This window comes from Variovorax sp. P2_H12 (assembly GCF_056403395.1).
This window is the reverse complement of record NZ_JBFUFO010000009.1, coordinates 20,296-36,938: the sequence shown is the minus strand read 5'-3', so window position 1 is coordinate 36,938 and position 16,643 is coordinate 20,296. Positions and strand designations below refer to the sequence as shown.

Sequence of the window (16,643 nt, the reverse complement as noted above, 5' to 3'; positions counted from 1 at the left end):
AGGGAGGTTCATTGGCATGTTGGAATGTATCGGGCGCGGGTGTCAGTCAAGGGCTTCGGCGGGCAGTTCGTCGGGACGCATGGCGCCCGTCATGACCGCGACCGTGTCGCTCATGCTGATCTTCTTCGGGTTGACGATGCAGGCGCGCTTGCCGAGCCGCGCGATGTGAATCCGATCGGCGATCTCGAACACATGCGGCATGTTGTGGCTGATCAGGATCACCGGCAGGCCCTTGTCGCGCACGCGCCGGATCAGCTCGAGCACCATGTTTCCCTCCTTCACGCCGAGCGCGGCGGTCGGCTCGTCGAGGATCACCACGTGCCGCGCGAAGGCCGCGCTGCGCGCCACCGCCACGCACTGGCGCTGCCCGCCGGAGAGAGTTTCGACGGCCTGCGTCATCGAGCGGATGCCGACCTTCAGGTCGTTCATCCGCGCGGTGCTTTCGTCGAGCATCTTCTTCTTGTCGATGATGCGCAGCAGGCGAGACAGGAAGCCCGTCTTGATGATCTCGCGGCCGAGAAAGAGGTTCTCCGCAATGGTCATCGCCGGCGCCACGGCCAGGTCCTGGTAGACGGTCTCGATGCCTTCGCGGCGGGCGTCGATCGGCGACTTGAAGTGGATGGTCTTGCCGTCGAGCTTGATCTCGCCTTCGTCGGGAATGGTGGCGCCCGACAGGGCCTTGATCAGCGACGACTTGCCGGCACCGTTGTCGCCGATCACCGCCATGATCTCGCCCGCGCGCAATTCGAAGTCGGCGCCGTCCAGTGCGGTGACGTTGCCGTAGCGCTTGACCAGGCCGCGCGCTTCCATCACGAGCGGCGGCGTGCCTTGGGATGGCGTGTTCATCAACGGGCTCCCTTGCGTGACAGCTGATCGGTCGTGACGGCGAGGATGACGAGCACGCCCGTGATCAGGACCTGGTAGACCGAGGACACGCCCATCAGCGTGAGTCCGTTGCGGAACACGCCGACGATCAGCGCGCCCAGCAGGGTGCCCAGGATGATGCCGCGGCCGCCGAACAGGCTGGTGCCGCCGAGCACCACCGCCGTGATGGCGTCGAGGTTCTCGGTCTGCCCCGCGTTCGGGTCGCCGACACCGGTGCGCGCCACCGACAGCAGCGATGCGATGCCGTAGAACAGGCCCGCCGTCACATACACGCCCAGCAGCACCCGGTCGGTCGCAATGCCGGTCAGGCGCGTGGCCTCGGGGTTGTTGCCCACGGCATAGACGTGGCGGCCCGGTTGGGTGTCGCGCAGGCCCCACCACATGAAGACATACATCGCGATCATGAGCAAGGTGCCGTAGTTGACGGCCGCGCCGCCGAGCGAGATGGTGTTGCCGAAGAAAGTCATCGCCGGCGGCAGGTCGGTGACGGTCTGGGCACCCGAATACAACTGCGTGATCGCGAACGCGATATTCATCGTGCCCAGCGTCACGATGAACGGAGGCAGGCGGATGCGGGTCACGAGCAACCCGTTGAGCAGGCCGAAGGCCATGCACGCGAGCAGCCCGCACAAGATCGCGAGGTATTCGTTCAGGCCGCTGGCCACCGCCAGCTTGGTCATCACGATGCCGCCGAGCGCCATCACCATGCCGCAGCTGAGGTCGATGCCCGCCGTCAGGATGACCAGCGTCTGGCCGATCGCGATCGTGCCCACCACCATCACCTGCTGCAGGATCAGCGAGAAGTTCTGCACCGACAGGAAGCGGTCGCTCTGCGTCGTGAAGAAGACGACCGCCAGCAGCAGCGCGATCAGCGGGCCGAGCGTGGCAATGGGCGGAAGCCTGGAGGACTTGGTCGATGTCATGGCGTCTCCGGATCGTTCGGTGAGCTCGGCAGCCGGCATGTGTGCCTCCTACTTGTTGCCCCAGCACAGTTCGGTGCCGACCTTGGTGTCCTTGCTCTCCACGCCGCCCATCGGCTTGTCGGTGATGAGCGTGACGCCGGTGTCGGTATAGCCCTTGACCTTCTTGCCGTCCTTGGCGTACTGGACGCCGGCCGCGACACCCATCGACGCCATCTTGAGCGGGTATTGCTGCGAGGTGGCCGCGATCACGCCGGCCTTGACGTTCTTCACGCCAGCGCAGCCGCCGTCCACCGAGACGATGACGACGCCCTTTTCCTTGCCCGCCGCCTTCAGCGCCTGGTAGGCGCCCGCCGCCGCGGGTTCGTTGATGGTGTAGACGACGTTGATGTCGGGGTTCTTCTGCAGGCAGTTTTCCATCGCGGTCTGGCCCTTGGCCTGGTCGCCGAAACTGTCGGCCATGCAGACGATCTCCGGGCTCTTCGAGAGTTCGTTGCTCTTCGCATCGGCCGCCTGCAGCCCGAAGCCCGACATGAAGCCGTTGTGCCGCTGCGCGCCGACCGGGTGGCCCGGGAACAGGTCCAGCGTGGCGATCCTGGCCGGCTTGCCGGCCATGGCGGCCTTGGCGTACTGGCCGATAAGCTGGCCGGCCTTGTAGTTGTCGGTGGCGAACAGCGCGTCGGTGGCGTCGACCGGGTCGGCCGGGCTGTCGAGCGCGATGAACATCACACCCTTTTCCTGCGCTTTCTTGATCGCCGGCACGATGGCCTTCGAATCGCTGGGCGTGATGAGAATGGTCTTGGCGCCCCCGGCGATCATGTTCTCGATGGCCGTCACCTGACCGGCGTTGTCGCCATCCGTCTTGCCGGCTGCGCTGAGCAGCTTCGCGCCCTGCGCGGAGGCCGCGGCCTGCGCCCCTTCCTTCATCTTCACGAAGAAGGGGTTGGTATCGGTCTTGGTGATCAGCCCGATCACCGGCGGGTCCGCCGCGTTCGAGATGCCTGCGGCACAGAGGCCGGCGGTAATGGTGAAAGCGATCCGAAGCTGAGTCTTCAACATGGGGCGTCTCCGTGTGCGTCGAGCGGTCGGCGAGCCGACTGCGGAATTTCCTGAGGCCGGCGCCGCGATGCGGGGATGCATGGCGGCGTGAGAAGAATTGTGGGCATGCCGACTTAATAAATCAATTAGATTTATTAGGTACTTTCCCGGGGTCTCGGCGCGCTGTTCGTGCGGCATGCTGGCCTCCCCGGCCGGCTGCAATCCTGTGCTCGCCAGCCATGAATCGATTGGGAGAATGCGATGTTCCTCGTCTGCGGAGAAGCGTTGATGGATGTGTTCGCCAGCGGCGACACGCCCACGGGAATGGCGTTCGATGCGCGCGTCGGCGGCTCACCCTTCAACGTCGCGGTGGGACTGGCGCGTCTGGGGCAGCCCGTGGCCTTCTTCAGCGCGCTGTCGCGCGGCTTTCTCGGCGAGCGCCTGATGCGCGCGCTGCAGGACGAAGGCGTCGCCACCGCTTCGGTGGCGCGGGTCGACGCCCCCACGACCTTGGGACTGGTGGGGCTCGATGCGCAAGGCGTTCCCTCGTACGCCTTCTACGGCGAAGGCGGCGCCGACCGACAACTCGGAGTCGACACACTCGCCTCGCTGCCCGCGGACATTCGCGCCGTCCAGATCGGCTCGTACGCCGCGGTGGTCGAGCCCATTGCCTCCACGCTGCGCGCGCTGGTGGCGCGCGAGCACGCGCGCACGCCGATCTGCTACGACCCCAACATCCGGCTCAACGTCGAGCCCGACCTGGCACGCTGGCGCGACATGCTGCAGTGGATGCTGCCGCGCACGCACCTGCTCAAGATCAGCGAGGAGGACCTCTCGCTGCTGTCGCCAGGCACAGGCCTGCAGCAGTTCGCCGACGATGCGATAGCGCGCGGCGTGGGCCTCGTCGTGGTCACGCGCGGCGGCGACGGCGCGGTGGCCTGGACGCGGTCCGGCTCGGTGAGCGTGCCCGCGGTCGCGCTGCCGGTGGTGGACACCGTCGGTGCCGGCGACACCTTCCAGGCGGCGCTGTTGACCTGGCTGGCCGAACACGACAGCCTGTCGATCGGCGCCATCGCGTCGTTGTCCGTCGCCCGCCTGCGCATGGCCCTGCAATTCGCCGTCGCCGCGGCGGCCATCACGTGTTCGCGCCGGGGCGCGGACTTGCCGCGGCGCAGCGAGCTCAAGCCCTGAGCGGACTGCAGCCCGTCAGCGCACCAGCAGCACCGGCACCGCGCAGCGCGCCAGCACCTTGGTGGCGACCGAGCCGAGCACCAGGTTCGCCAGGGCGCCCTGGCCATGCGACCCCATGACCAGCAGGTCGAACTTGCCCGACTCGGCGTACGACGCGATCTCCTCCGCCGGATGTCCCACCTTGTGTACGAACCTGGCTTCGATTCCCTCCGCCGCCAGGCGCGCACGCACGGGGTCGAGCACGACCCGGGCATCGTCGTCGTAGTAGCCATGGACGATGTCCGGTCCCGCGAACGCCGCCGCCCGGTGAGGGACCGGAAGGACCGCATGGAACACCGTGAAGTCATGGCCTGCGCCCCAGAACTCCTTGTGCGCGCCCAGGCAGGAGAGCATTCGCTTCGTGTAGTCGCTGCCGTCGACGGCAAGAAGAATCTTCATGGTGTTCTCCTGTCGAGAGTTCTGGAAGGCTCGATGTTCGCCGAGGCGCCATCCGCATGGCTTGCGCCAGGTCAAGGGCGCGATGCGCCGTCGATCCGAAGCCGGTCACCGCGGTCACCGGGCCCGGGCGAGCCAGCGGTCAAGGAGCGACGCGACATCCAGTGGCTCTTCGGTGGCGACATCCAGCGTCATCGCCCGCTCCTCGCCATCCAGCGCCTCGTGGGTGGCCAACTGCCGCTCCAGCACCGCCAGGTTCGCCTCCGACGCATCGGTACCGCTGGCCCGGCGCGCCACCACCCGCTGGCGCAGCTGCGCTTCGGTGGCCTGGCAGTGAAGGATCGAGAAAGTCACGCGCAGTTCGGCCGCCAGCGCCCGGAACGCCATCCGTTCGTCTCGCCGCAGGAAGGCCGCGTCGACGATCACCGGATAGCCGGCCTCCAGTGCCGTGCGCGCGCAGGCCGCCAGCCGCTCGAAGGTCCGTCGGGTCGCTTCGGGGGTGTAGATGTCCACCGCCTGCTCGGTCGATCGCTGCAGGGGTGCCAGGCCGAAGAGCCGCTTGCGCTCGACGTCGGAGCGGATGCGGATCGCGCCCGCGACCGCCAGCAGCTCCGCCGCGATCGTGGATTTCCCCGCGCCGGACAGCCCGTGCGTGATCATCAGGCGGGGCGCCGGAGCCGCGTCGCGCGCCGCAAGCGCCTCGGCGCAGGCAAGATAGTCGGGATCGACCGGCTGCGCGCTTGCGCCGACCGACCGCGCACGCAGGCAGGCCACCATCGCGCGCACCAGCGCCCGATACACCTCGTACACGCGCAAGACCTGCACGCCGGCATAGTCGCCGCTGTGCTGCAGATAAGCGTCGAGAAGGCGGTGCGCGAGGTCGCTGCGCCCGTGCGCCTTCAGGTCCATGGTGAGGAAGGCCACGTCGCTCATCACGTCGATCCAGCGCAGCGCAGGATCGAACTCGATGCAGTCGAACGCGGTCAGTTCGGTCCCGATGAGCACCACATTGGCCAGATGAAGATCGCCATGGCATTCGCGCACCGCGCCCTCGCGCTGTCGTCCGGTCCATGCCGTGCGAAGCCCCGCGCTCCGCTCGGCCACCCAGGTCCGCACCGCCTGCAGCCGATCGGCGCCGTATTCGGCCTGCAGGGTCGCCAGCGCGTCGGTCATCGGACGCAGCACCTGCTCCGGCGCGCCGAACTCCGAGAACAGCGGCGCGGGCTGCGCTTGCCCATGGAATGCCGCCAACCGCTGCGCGAAACGCACGAGATGATCCGTCCTCAACCGCCCCGCCAGAAGCAGGTTGCGCAGCAGCGCGTCCTCCGGAAAGCGCCGCATGCAGACGGCGAAGTCGATGGCGCCTTCGCCGCCCAGGTGTGGCGCCTCCTGCGTGCCGCACACGGGCACCACTTCGAGGTAGATCGAGGGCGCCAGTCGGCGGTTGAGCCGGAGTTCCTCCTCGCAGAAGTGCTTGCGCGCCGCCAGCGTGCCGAAGTCGACGAAGGACAGGCGAACCGGCTTCTTCAGCTTGTAGGCAAATTGATCGGTCAGCAACACCCACGAGATGTGGGTCTCGATCAGCGCGACCGCCTGCCCGGTTTCAGAGCGCAGGTGCTCACGCAGCGCCGTCACCAGCGTGCGATCCGCCCGTGGCATCGCCATCAACGGCGCCCGCCTCCGGCTGGCGTCAGCACCACCGGTGGACCGGGGGGCAACTTGAATCCGTAGAAGCGCTCGTTGAGGTGTGACGTGACTGCAATGATGTCCTCGTCGCTCCAGTTCAGCGAACCTGCGGCTTGCCAGCGCGCCACTTGCGCCTGGAGACTGTTCCAGTCGATGGCCAATCTCCGGTCCCGCCAATGCACCTGCGTCGTGTGGCAGGCGATGCAATGCGTCGCGTACAAGAGTTCTCCGCGCGATTGAGCACCCGCCGGGGGACCGAACAGGACCGCGCCGACCAGAACGCATGCCGTCAGTGGGTGGGTTGACATGGTGTCGCTCCTCGCTTTCAACAGGGCAGGACCGAGAATCGCACACGTGAGGGCTTGCAGCTTGACGCAGCGCAATCGGCACGCAACTCTCTCCTGAATCGCCGCCGATGCTGGCGGGCTTGCGCGCGATCAAGTTCTTGCATGCCCATCCGGCTTAACGTCATGCTGTTCCCTGGCCGCTTCCGTCTTCGGCGGGATCGCCGATCGGCTCGACAGAGGGGTTCGCGGCTCATCCGTCGGAGAGCAACCATGACATCAAAGAGTCTTCTCGCCGTGTGGATCCTCGTCTTGAGCGCGTCGGCATACGCGACGGACAACACCCCACCCGGTCCATTGAACCCGCCAGCGACGCCCTCCCAGAAAGCCAGGGACGCCGCGGCCAAGGCAGCTCAAGAGGCACAGATCGCCGCGCAAAAGGCGGCCGATGCGGCCAAGGCGGCAACCGAGCAGGGCAAGATGGACGCCGGAAAGATCTCCAAGGCAATCGCGGAAGGCATCCGGCGCGCAGCGCAGAAGGCCGCCGAGGCGGCGAACCGCTTCCAGGAGAAGGCCACCGCTTCAGCCGGGAAGGCCCTCGACGCCGCCGAGAAAGCCGTGCGCGAGGCGGAGGAAGAAAGCAGGAAGGCATCGGCGGCGACCAAGGAAGCACTCGACCTGGCCGAAGAAGCGGCGAGAAAGGTGATGGCGTCAAGCAAGGAGGAGGCCGAGAAGGCGGCGCAGTCGACACGCGACGCATTGCAGAACGCCGAGGAGGCCACGCGTGCCGCCGCGCTGTCCGCGAGGGATGCCGCGCGAGAGACGATGGAGGCCGCCAAAGGGTCCAGGTCCACCCCTGCGCAGCCCGCGGGAAAATGACCCGAACGAAGGCCCGTGCCTGCAGTCGACTCAATGCGACATCAGCACCGGCAGCGTCATGGATTGGAGGATCGATCGCGTGGCACCGCCCCATACCCATTCGCGCGCGCGACTGTGGCCGTAGCACCCCATCACGAGCAAGTCCGCGCTCATGTCCGCGGCCGTCGACAGAAGCTTCTCGCCGGCATCACCCCCTTCCGGGCCGCCCGGACGCACGGAGACGCTCACGCCCTGCCGCCCCAGATAGTCCTGCAGGCTCTGCAAGGATGCGCCCGCCGCTTCGCCGTAGCTGACCGCGTGCACCGACTCCGCCTGCCTCATCCAGGGCAGCGCCGCCGACACCGCGCGCGCGGCCTCGCGCGACTCCTTCCAGGCCACCAGCACGGTGCGCCCGATGGGGGCGATCGGCCCCGTGTAAGGCAGCACCAACGCGGGCCGGCCGCTCTCGACGAGCACGCTCGGCAGGAAGTCGGCCGGCAGTTCGGCGGCGGCGGGGTCGTCAGCGTCGCGCTGGCCCAGGATCAACAGGTCGGCATACAGGGCGCGCCGGGCGAAGCCCCAGGGCGCATCGCTCATCGGCTCGGCCCAGCGCAGGCGCGGCGAGCCGCCCCCGGCTGCCATGAAAGTCGCATAGGCCTTGTCCCGGCATTCCTGGTCGAGCTCCAGCATGATCGCCACGGCTTCTGCCGCTCCTTCCACCGCATAGGGAAAGCGCATGAGCGCTGACAGCGTGCATGGCAAGCCCGTGACTTCGGCATCGAAGGCCTCAGCCAGTTGCCGGGCGACCTTGACGCGCTCCGCGGCGCGCGCTGAACCGTCCAGGTGAAGCAGGATCGTCTTCGGTGCTTGCATGGGAACTCCTTCGAAATCCAAGTGTGGGATGCAGGCAACTTAGCGCGATCGGCACCGCCTCGCCTTGCGCGGCGTCAAATCACGACGCGTATCCCGCCTGAACTACCGGCGAAGCGCGCGGTCTGAGGCGCGGACGACCGCTTGATCCAGCGCAAGCCCGGCCGCGCTGTTGTTCCTAAAGTAGGCCTATGGGCGCCACGCGCGCGAATCCGGGCGCGGCGACAGCTTCCGCTTCGACCGACCAAGGAAAGGACCCCCTCATGAAATCCGATGCAATGCTGCGAAGCGACATCGTCGCCGAGCTGAACTTCGACCCCGTCATCACGACCGCCGCCACCGACATCGGCATCATCGTCAAGGACGGCGTGGTCACCCTGACCGGCCATCCCGCCAGTCACGCCGAGAAGCACGCCATCGAGCGCGCGGCGCAGCGCGTCAGGGGCGTGAAGGCGCTCGCCATCGAAATGTCGGTCAAGCTTGCGCCCAACTTCGAGCGCACCGACGCCGACATCGCCCTGGCGGCGGAGCGTGCGCTCGAATGGAACGTGCTCGTGCCCGACGAGGCGATCCGTCCGATGGTGGAAAACGGCTGGCTCACGCTCAGCGGTCGGGTCGAATGGGAATACCAGCGCAGGGCCGCCGAAGTCGCCGTGCGCGACCTGCTGGGTGTCAAGGGCGTCACCGACCTGGTCGAGGTGAAGGCAAGGTTCTCGCCGGTCGATATCGAGAAGAAGATCAAGGAGGCCCTGCACCGCCAAGCCGACCGTGATTCGGAGCACATCGAGGTCATCGTCAACGGCGGCCAGGTCACCCTGCGAGGCAGGGTCCGGTCCTGGGCCGAGCGCAAGGCCGCGCAGGGTGCCGCCTGGTCGGCGCCAGGCGTCGCGAGCGTGGTGAACAACCTCCTTGTCGAACCCTGACCATGCGAGTCGCACGGGTCGCTCCCTGCCTACTCGGATTCTCCGGAGCCGCACATGCGATCGAATGACGGACGGGGGCTGGCAACGATGCAGGCGATGGTCCTTCAGGCCGCCGGCCACCCGCTGCGGATGGAGCAACGCCCGCTCCCGGAGCCTGCCGCCGGTGAGTTGCGTCTTCGCGTGCTGGCCTGCGCGGTCTGCCGCACCGACCTGCACGTGGTCGACGGCGACCTGCCGCTGCCCCTGCTGCCCATCGTGCCGGGCCACGAGATCGTCGGCGAAGTGGAGGCGCTCGGCGCGGGCGTCCAGGGGCATCGCATCGGCGACAGGGTCGGCGTGCCGTGGCTTGGCCACAGCTGCGGGCACTGCGCCTATTGTGCCGCCGGCCGGGAGAACCTTTGCGACACGCCGCGCTTTACCGGCTATCACCGCGACGGCGGTTTCGCGAGCCACGTCGTCGCCGAGGCCGAATTCTGTCTGCCGCTAGGCGGCCTGAACCAGGAGCCGGCCCGGATCGCGCCCTTGCTTTGCGCCGGCCTGATCGGGTGGCGCAGCCTGAAGGCGGCAGGCAATGACGCGCGGCACCTGGGGATCTACGGATTCGGAGCCGCCGCGCACCTGATCGCCCAGGTGGCTGCCGCGCAGGGCCGGCAGGTCTACGCGTTCACGCGCCCTGGCGACACGTCAGGCCAGGCCTTCGCGAGAACCCTCGGCGCCGCCTGGGCCGGAGGCTCGGACGAAATGCCGGCCGCGCCGCTGGACGCCGCGATCATCTTCGCTCCCGCCGGCGAGTTGGTGCCGCTGGCCTTGCAAGCGGTGCGCAAAGGCGGGCGCGTGGTCTGCGGCGGTATTCACATGAGCGACATTCCCTCGTTCCAGTACCGCTTGCTGTGGGAGGAACGACGGCTCGTGTCGGTGGCCAATCTGACACGCAGCGATGCGCGCGAGTTTCTCGCGCTGGTGCAGTCGCATCCGCCGCAGGTCCACGTCACGACCTACCCGCTGGCGCAGGCCAACGAGGCAATGGCTGACCTGCGGGCCGGCCGCGTGCGGGGTGCCGCGGTGCTGCTCCCCCCAGCGTGACGAATACGACCGCGATCGCAGCGATTTGACGGCCGTCAAACCGGGGCAGTCCGAGGGCGGCGAAGATCACCAAGCCCCATCCAACGAACACCTCCCATGACCCCTCTCACTGAATCGGACCGCAAGGCCCTGGCCCTGCAACTCGACGGCCTGAAGCGTCGCGTGCTCGACGAGCTTCACAGTGCCGCAGCGCATGCCGGGACCGGCGCGCCCGCCACCGACCATGAGGTCCACAGCCATGCCGACGACGCCGAGGCCGAGCGACTGGACGACGTGCATTTCGCCGAGATCGAGGTCGACCGTGCGAGGTTGCATGACATCGAACTGGCGCAGCAGCGCATGGTCGACGGCCTCTACGGCATCTGCGCCGACTGCGGCGAGGGAATTCCGCGCGAGCGACTCCTGGCCCAGCCCACGGCCATCCGTTGCGCCGCTTGCCAGACCGAGGCCGAAAACCGGCAGCGCCGCTGAGGGCGCCCGCCCGCCCCGACGGCGTGACGTTGCGATACAGCCGGAACAGGGAATAACATGCACCGGTGACCACCCCCACCCACCTCGCGGTCCTCGACGACGAAGCGGACATCACGCAACTGCTCGCCAGCTACCTCGGGGCCCAAGGCTTTCGCGTCAGCCAGGTTCATTCCGGCGCCGCGCTCATGGCGCTGATGTCGCGCGATGCGCCGGCGCTCGTCCTGCTCGACCTGGGCTTGCCCGGCGAAGATGGCTTCGCGATCGCGCGCCAGCTGCGCGAGCACTGGCGGTGCGGGCTGGTGATCGTCACGGGTCGCGGCGACCCGGTGGACAAGGTGGTCGGCCTCGAGGTCGGGGCCGACGACTATGTGACCAAGCCTTTCGATCTGCGCGAACTGGTCGCGCGCATCAGGGCCGTGCTGCGCCGCCTGGCACCTGAAGGGCAGCTCGCACCAGCCAGCGCCGAGGCCGCAACGCGGCTGCGCTTCGCGCAATGGGAGCTCGACACGGCCGCCCGGCGCCTGCTGGATTCGAGCCGGCAGGAGGTGGCCCTGACCTCCGGAGAATTCGACCTGCTGAACACGCTGGCCACGCATCCGGGCCGGGTGCTGTCGCGGGACTTCCTGCTCGAACACACACGAGGCCGAGACGGCGGCCCCTTCGACCGAACCATCGATGTCCAGATCGGTCGATTGCGCCGAAAGATCGAGGCCGACCCCGACCATCCCCAGATCATCAAATCGGTCCGCGGCGCTGGCTACATCCTGGTTCCCAAGGTCGAGGCGGGCTGACCGTGGACGTATCCGCTGTCCCGGGGTTCGACGACGAAGCCGTGTTCCGCTCGCTCTTCATGGCCTACCCGGACGCCCTGCTCCTGGTGGATCTGCAAGGCGTGATCGGTCTTGCGAATCCCGCCGCACTGGAGCTTCTGGGCTACGCAAAGGAAGAGCTGGTGGGTCTGTGCGTGGACGAACTGGTCCCGGATGCCATCCGGCCGCGCCATTCCGCCTATCGCAACACCTATGCCGACCATCCCCGCGCACGCCCGATGGGCATGCAGATGGACCTGGTGGCCAAGCGGCGCGACGGCAGCGAAGTGATGGTCGAGATCGCACTGAGTCCGCTGCAGAACCACGGCCTGCCCTACGTGGTCGCCGCGATCCGCGCGGTGGGCGCGTATCCCCGCGTGAAGCAGGCCCTGCAGCGGGCCCGCTACGCCGAATACCTCGCGCAGTTCGGTCGCCATGCGGTGGATGCGCGCGACTCGAAGACACTCCTCCCGCTCGTACCGGAAATCGCGGTGCAAGCCTTGCAAGTCGAGATGGCCAAGATCCTGCTGCTGGAGCCGAGCGGCCTTGCGTTCCGCATCGTCGCCGGCGTGGGCCTTCTGCCAGAGGAAACGATCGGCCATCGGATCCCGAACGAGCCCGGCTCCCCGTCCGGCTACGTGGTGGCTCGGGGCCAGCCGGTGCTGATTGGCGACTATGCGCAGGAGGCACGCTTCGCGATTCCGCCCCACTACCTCAAGGCCGGCTTGGTCTGCGAACTCTCCGTGCCGCTGGCGGACCGGGGCCGCGCCATCGGAACGCTGGCGGTTCGTTCGCGCACCCCGCAACGCTTCGGCGACGACGAGGTGCGCTTCCTGGAATCCCTGTCGAGCATGCTCGCCACCGTGCTGCAGCGAGAGAGCAGCGAGGAAGCGCTCATCCATGCCCAGCGGCTCGAGAGCGTCGGCCAATTGACCGGCGGCGTCGCGCACGATTTCAACAACCTGCTGACCGTGATCTCGGGCAACCTGCAAGTGCTCGCAGAGGCCCCCGCGTACGCCGCCGATCCCTTCGTGCAGCAACTCGTCGGTGCCGCCGCGCGCGCCACCCGCCGCGGCGCCGAACTGACGAGCAAGCTCCTTGCATTCTCGCGACGCCAGGTCCTTCAGCCTGCGATCGTCGACATCGCCGCGCTGCTGCGGTCGCTGACCGACATGCTGAGGCGCACGCTCGACGAGCGCATCGTCATCACGCTCGACACCGAAGATGCACTCTGCATGGCGGATCCGGTCCAGCTCGAATCTGCGCTGCTGAACGTGGCCATCAATGCACGCGACGCGATGCCGCAGGGGGGCACGCTGTCGTTCACCTGCGGCACGGTGCCTGCATTGCCAGATGAACTGAATGCTCCACTGGACCGATCCGCCGAGGAAGGCTTCGTGTCGATTGCCATTTCGGACACCGGCGAAGGCATGTCCGAGAGCGTCAAGCTGCGCGCTTTCGAGCCCTTCTTCACCACCAAGGACACCGGCCGCGGCACTGGCCTCGGCCTGTCCACCGTCTACGGCTTCGCCAAGCAGTCGCGCGGTGCCGTCAGCCTGGCGAGTGCCACCGGCGCGGGGACGACCGTCACGATATTCCTGCCGCGCGTCGAGGGAGACCGGGCGACCGATGAGGACCTCGGGACCGCGACGAGTGATGTGCCCCCGGGACTGCACGTCCTGCTGGTGGAGGACGATCCGGAGGTTCGCGGCGTGGTCCAGAGGTTCCTGGCCTCGATGGCCTGCCAGGTCACCGCCTTCGCCGACGGCGAGGAAGCGTTGCGCGTGCTTGCATCGGACCCGTCCATCGGCCTGCTGCTCACCGACATCCTGCTCGGCGCGGGCCTGCGGGGCACCCAACTGGCGGATGCCGCACACGCGCTGTGGCCTGGCCTTCCGGTGCTGCTGATGTCCGGCTATTCCGGAGAGCTGCTCGGCGAATTCCACGTCCGCGACCTGCTGCGCAAACCCTTCACGCAAGCGGACCTCGAGCAGGCCATTGCGCGGGTGCTCGACGGCGCTCAGTGAAGGGCGCCGGCCATCGGCACGGCCGTGCGCTGGATGAAGGCCGTGAGTGCCTCCACCTGCGGAATATGGATGTCGCGCCGGCCCTTTTCGGTGAACCGGATGACGTCCCCCCGCGCCAGCCGTGACAGCGCCCGGCTCACGGTCTCCAGCGTCATTCCGAGATAGTTGCCGATTTCGGCACGCGTCATGCGCAGCGTGATCTGGTCAGTGCGCAGGCCGCGCTGCGCCAGCGCATCGGCCCAGTAGCGAAGGAAGCCCGCGACGCGCGCATCGGCGGGCAGCGTGCACAAGGACAGCATCGAATCGTGATCGCGGGTGAGTTCACGGCTCATGGCCTCGTGCAGCGCGGTCAGCAGCGCCGGTGCGCGCACGGCCGCCTGGATCAGGGTCTCGTATCGGATGGCCCAGATCTCCCCGGTGTCCATCGCCACCGCGTCGCACGCGTAGTGCGCCGTCGCGATGCCGTCGAGGCCGAGCCAGTCGCCCTTGAAGTACAGACCGACCACCTGTTCGCGCCCTTCCCCCGACAGGTTGACCATCTTGAAGTAGCCGGAATTCACGACATAGAGGCACCCGAACTCCTGGCCCACCTGGTACACCGTGTCGCCGGCACGGACGATGCGCCGGTGGATCGGAAAACTGTCCTGGAGCAGTTGCAGCGTGTCGGCGATGCGCCGAACGACAGACCCTGTGCACTTCGGAAAGCTCGCTTCAGTCATCACCGGCTCCTTGCAGATCGATGGGCAAAGCTTAGGAAGCGTGTGCAACGGAAGCGCCAATGCCATGGCGTCCTCCGTAACAGCAGGTGAATGCTTTGTGTCCGATCGGTATCGGCAAGGGTGCGCAGCGAGATGTTGATGCCCGTCAATGCCGCAAAGGGCAAACGTCATACCGTCACCGATGTGAGAGACATTCACTCCTTTCCCTCCCGCAGCTTGTCGATCGATGAGCCGCTGCTCGCAGGAAGAATCGCGGCCCTCTTCGCCGCCGCCCGGCGCCTGCGAGCGGATGCGCATTCGGGTGCGGTCGGCAAGGCCTTGCGCGGCAAGAACCTGGCATTGCTTCAGACGGTGCCCCCGGGACGCGAGACTTCGCCCCTTCATCGCGCCGCCCAGGATCTCGGCGTCCGGGTCGCCGAGGTGCGTTTCGAGACCGGCGGGCCGACCCAGCCCGACATCGGCAGCCTCGCCCGCCTCCTGGGGCGCATGTATGACGCCATCGACTGCGGGGCGCTGCCACCGCCCACGGTGCAAAGGATCGAACTGGAGGCTGGCGTTCCCGTCTACGCCGGACTGGGCCTGGACGATCACCCTGCCAGGGTGCTGGCCGACCTCATGACACTTTGCGAGCATGGCTCGCCGCCGGCGCCACGGTGGAGCATTCTGTTCCTCGGAGACTCGCAGACGGGGCGAGGCCGCGCCTTCCTGTCGGCCGCGCGGGAGATGGGCTTTGCGCTTCACCTGGCCGAACCCGGGCGTCCGGCGTCGAACGAGCCGACCTTCGTGGTCGATGCCATGCACTCCCCGCATTGGTCGCTGCATGGGTCAGGCCACCCGATCGACGAGGCCCGGCGATCGGAAAACCACCGTTGCGTGATGCAAATCGTGCTGCTCGACACCATGGCCCAGCCCTGACCCGCGCTCAGGGCGGAGCCGCAACCACACGCAACACCTTGCCGCTGCGCCCGGCGCGGCCGGGCTCGCCGCTGCGGCAATGGACGTGCACGTCCACGGCACCCTGGGATTCGAGGAATTCGCCAAGCACCCGCTGCGCCCGCTGCAGCGCGAGTTCGGCCTCCCTGCCGCGCAGGCCGGTGCGCAGCAGCAACTCGCAGGGGCCCTCCTGCACGAGCTGAAAATCGAACAGGCCGGCATCCTCTTCGAGCTTCGTGCTCAGTGCCAGGGGAAGCACACTGACCGAACCCGACCCGGCGCGGCCCAGATGCAGGGTGTCCTCGCTGCGGCCCTGCACTTCAATGACGGGCAGGCAGGAGCCGCATCTGCATGCCCGTGCCTGCACGGTGACGCGGTCGCCCAGGTCGTAGCGGATCAAGGGCTGCACATGGTTCGCCAGGTTGGTGAGCAGCGTCGTCGCACCCGCCTCGCCGGGCGCGGCAGCGCGGCCCTGCGCGTCCACCGGCTCGAGGATCACCCAGTCACTGTTGAGATGCAGGCGGCCGTGTTCGCACTCGGACGCCAGCGACAGGAACTCCGAGGCGCCGTAGCTGTTGACCACGGGGCAGTCGAACGCCCGCTGCACGAATTCGCGCTTGGCCGCCGACAGGTCTTCACCGCCGGTCCAGACTTCGCGCGGTGATGATCGCAGCCGTCCGTTCAGGCGTTCTTCGGCCAGCAGCACCGCGGCGCTCGGATAGGTAGCGATCACCGTCGGGGCAAAGGCGTTCAGTTCCGCCACCATGCCCTTGGCGGGCTGCAGGAACGAGATGCCGTGCAGGCGGCTCGACAACACCGGATTGAGCCGCCGCAGGCGCTCGATCGAGACGGTGCTGGCGAAATGCCCGCCGGTCGCACCGACGAAGGCGATGCGCTCGCCCAGGCCCCAGGGGTCCAGCAGCCGCTGCATCGGACGCAGCACGGGCCGCCGCAGGGCCTCCAGTGCGTCATAGACCGCCATCGCCTTCGCGTCCTGCACGAAGATGCCGGGCTCGCCGCTGCTGCCCGAGCTCTCCCACACCGTGTAGCGTCCGAGGAAGGGCTCGGCAATGCGCCGGCGATCAGCCACGAAGCGGCGCAGTCCGTCCAGCCGAAGACGGACGTCCGTCACCCATTCATCGAAATGCAGCATCAGCTCGGCCTTGTGCGCGACCGGCAGATCCTCCAGGCGCAGGCTGCCGAGGTCGCGGCCCTTGAGCAGGCGCCGGTACAGCGGCGATCGCAGCGTCGCCGCTGCGAGCAGTTCGCCGAGGCGACGTGCCTGCCGGGCTTTCATTGCGTCGGCAGGCGCGTGCGAGACCAGCGCGACGTCGGCCGCCACGGTGCCTGACAACCAGAGATCGAGCGGGGGCGATGGGACCGTGTTCATGACATCCTTGCGGGACGCAGCAGCGCCGCCACCACGCCCATGGCAAGCCCCGTGTCGGCGCACAGATGCCGGCAGGTGCCGATGCCGGCTGTGCCGCCGAGGAATTGAATGCGCAATCGTC

General features: G+C 67.8%; 17 protein-coding genes. 8 read left to right on the top strand and 9 right to left on the bottom strand.

The genetic code is table 11. The features are described from left to right. Positions 1-42: 42 nt before the first annotated feature. The 3 genes from AC1DYK_RS07880 to AC1DYK_RS07870 are packed head-to-tail and all read right to left on the bottom strand — an operon-like array spanning position 43 to position 2,864. A complete protein-coding gene (locus AC1DYK_RS07880; RefSeq protein ID WP_478165753.1) occupies positions 43-846 on the bottom strand; it encodes an ATP-binding cassette domain-containing protein in 804 nt (267 codons plus the stop codon). Next, positions 846-1,808, bottom strand: coding sequence for an ABC transporter permease (locus tag AC1DYK_RS07875; protein WP_478165752.1), 963 nt, complete (start codon positions 1,806-1,808; stop codon positions 846-848). The genes AC1DYK_RS07880 and AC1DYK_RS07875 overlap by 1 nt, the downstream gene beginning before the upstream one ends. Positions 1,809-1,856: 48 nt before the next feature. Continuing rightward, positions 1,857-2,864, bottom strand: a complete 1,008-nt coding sequence (locus tag AC1DYK_RS07870; RefSeq protein WP_478165751.1) for a substrate-binding domain-containing protein — start codon at positions 2,862-2,864, stop codon at positions 1,857-1,859. A 240-nt stretch (positions 2,865-3,104) separates the two neighbouring features. Between AC1DYK_RS07870 and AC1DYK_RS07865 the strand changes: the two genes are divergently transcribed. After that, positions 3,105-4,034, top strand: a complete 930-nt coding sequence (locus AC1DYK_RS07865) for a carbohydrate kinase family protein (protein WP_478165750.1) — start codon at positions 3,105-3,107, stop codon at positions 4,032-4,034. A gap of 15 nt (positions 4,035-4,049) precedes the next feature. On the opposite strand, the gene AC1DYK_RS07860 is transcribed toward AC1DYK_RS07865, so the two are convergent. The 3 genes from AC1DYK_RS07860 to AC1DYK_RS07850 form a co-directional block, all read right to left on the bottom strand. Then, entirely contained in the window at positions 4,050-4,472 is a 423-nt protein-coding gene (locus tag AC1DYK_RS07860) for a universal stress protein (protein ID WP_478089140.1), read from the bottom strand. A 114-nt stretch (positions 4,473-4,586) separates the two neighbouring features. Then, positions 4,587-6,134, bottom strand: coding sequence for a bifunctional aminoglycoside phosphotransferase/ATP-binding protein (locus AC1DYK_RS07855; protein WP_478165749.1), 1,548 nt, complete (start codon positions 6,132-6,134; stop codon positions 4,587-4,589). Next, positions 6,134-6,463, bottom strand: coding sequence for a cytochrome C (locus AC1DYK_RS07850; RefSeq protein WP_478165748.1), 330 nt, complete (start codon positions 6,461-6,463; stop codon positions 6,134-6,136). The genes AC1DYK_RS07855 and AC1DYK_RS07850 overlap by 1 nt, the downstream gene beginning before the upstream one ends. Positions 6,464-6,736: 273 nt before the next feature. Between AC1DYK_RS07850 and AC1DYK_RS07845 the strand changes: the two genes are divergently transcribed. Continuing rightward, positions 6,737-7,318 (top strand): hypothetical protein, encoded by a 582-nt coding sequence (locus AC1DYK_RS07845; RefSeq protein WP_478165747.1) that lies wholly within the window; start codon positions 6,737-6,739, stop codon positions 7,316-7,318. A 30-nt stretch (positions 7,319-7,348) separates the two neighbouring features. On the opposite strand, the gene AC1DYK_RS07840 is transcribed toward AC1DYK_RS07845, so the two are convergent. Next, positions 7,349-8,170, bottom strand: coding sequence for a universal stress protein (locus tag AC1DYK_RS07840; protein WP_478165746.1), 822 nt, complete (start codon positions 8,168-8,170; stop codon positions 7,349-7,351). Between the two features lie 260 nt (positions 8,171-8,430). Between AC1DYK_RS07840 and AC1DYK_RS07835 the strand changes: the two genes are divergently transcribed. From AC1DYK_RS07835 to AC1DYK_RS07815, 5 genes are all read left to right on the top strand, one after another. After that, complete coding sequence (locus tag AC1DYK_RS07835) at positions 8,431-9,090, top strand: BON domain-containing protein (RefSeq protein WP_478165745.1); 660 nt, start codon at positions 8,431-8,433, stop codon at positions 9,088-9,090. Between the two features lie 87 nt (positions 9,091-9,177). Continuing rightward, entirely contained in the window at positions 9,178-10,173 is a 996-nt protein-coding gene (locus tag AC1DYK_RS07830) for a zinc-dependent alcohol dehydrogenase family protein (protein WP_478165930.1), read from the top strand. A 96-nt stretch (positions 10,174-10,269) separates the two neighbouring features. Then, positions 10,270-10,644: a TraR/DksA family transcriptional regulator gene (locus AC1DYK_RS07825; protein WP_478165744.1), complete on the top strand. Its 375-nt coding sequence runs from the start codon at positions 10,270-10,272 to the stop codon at positions 10,642-10,644. Between the two features lie 65 nt (positions 10,645-10,709). After that, positions 10,710-11,435, top strand: a complete 726-nt coding sequence (locus AC1DYK_RS07820; RefSeq protein WP_478165743.1) for a winged helix-turn-helix domain-containing protein — start codon at positions 10,710-10,712, stop codon at positions 11,433-11,435. A gap of 2 nt (positions 11,436-11,437) precedes the next feature. Next, positions 11,438-13,480, top strand: coding sequence for a PAS domain S-box protein (locus AC1DYK_RS07815; protein ID WP_478165742.1), 2,043 nt, complete (start codon positions 11,438-11,440; stop codon positions 13,478-13,480). On the opposite strand, the gene AC1DYK_RS07810 is transcribed toward AC1DYK_RS07815, so the two are convergent. Then, positions 13,474-14,199, bottom strand: coding sequence for a Crp/Fnr family transcriptional regulator (locus AC1DYK_RS07810; protein WP_478165741.1), 726 nt, complete (start codon positions 14,197-14,199; stop codon positions 13,474-13,476). The genes AC1DYK_RS07815 and AC1DYK_RS07810 overlap by 7 nt on opposite strands. 120 nt (positions 14,200-14,319) lie before the next feature. Between AC1DYK_RS07810 and AC1DYK_RS07805 the strand changes: the two genes are divergently transcribed. Further along, on the top strand, positions 14,320-15,114 hold the full coding sequence (locus AC1DYK_RS07805; protein WP_478165740.1) for a Rossmann-fold NAD(P)-binding domain-containing protein: 795 nt from the start codon (positions 14,320-14,322) through the stop codon (positions 15,112-15,114). A 7-nt stretch (positions 15,115-15,121) separates the two neighbouring features. Here AC1DYK_RS07805 and AC1DYK_RS07800 read toward each other — a convergent pair whose 3' ends face one another. Beyond that, the gene (locus tag AC1DYK_RS07800) at positions 15,122-16,522 is read right to left on the bottom strand and encodes a phenylacetate--CoA ligase family protein (protein ID WP_478165739.1); all 1,401 of its coding nucleotides are present in this window, start codon (positions 16,520-16,522) and stop codon (positions 15,122-15,124) included. Positions 16,523-16,643 lie beyond the last annotated feature (121 nt).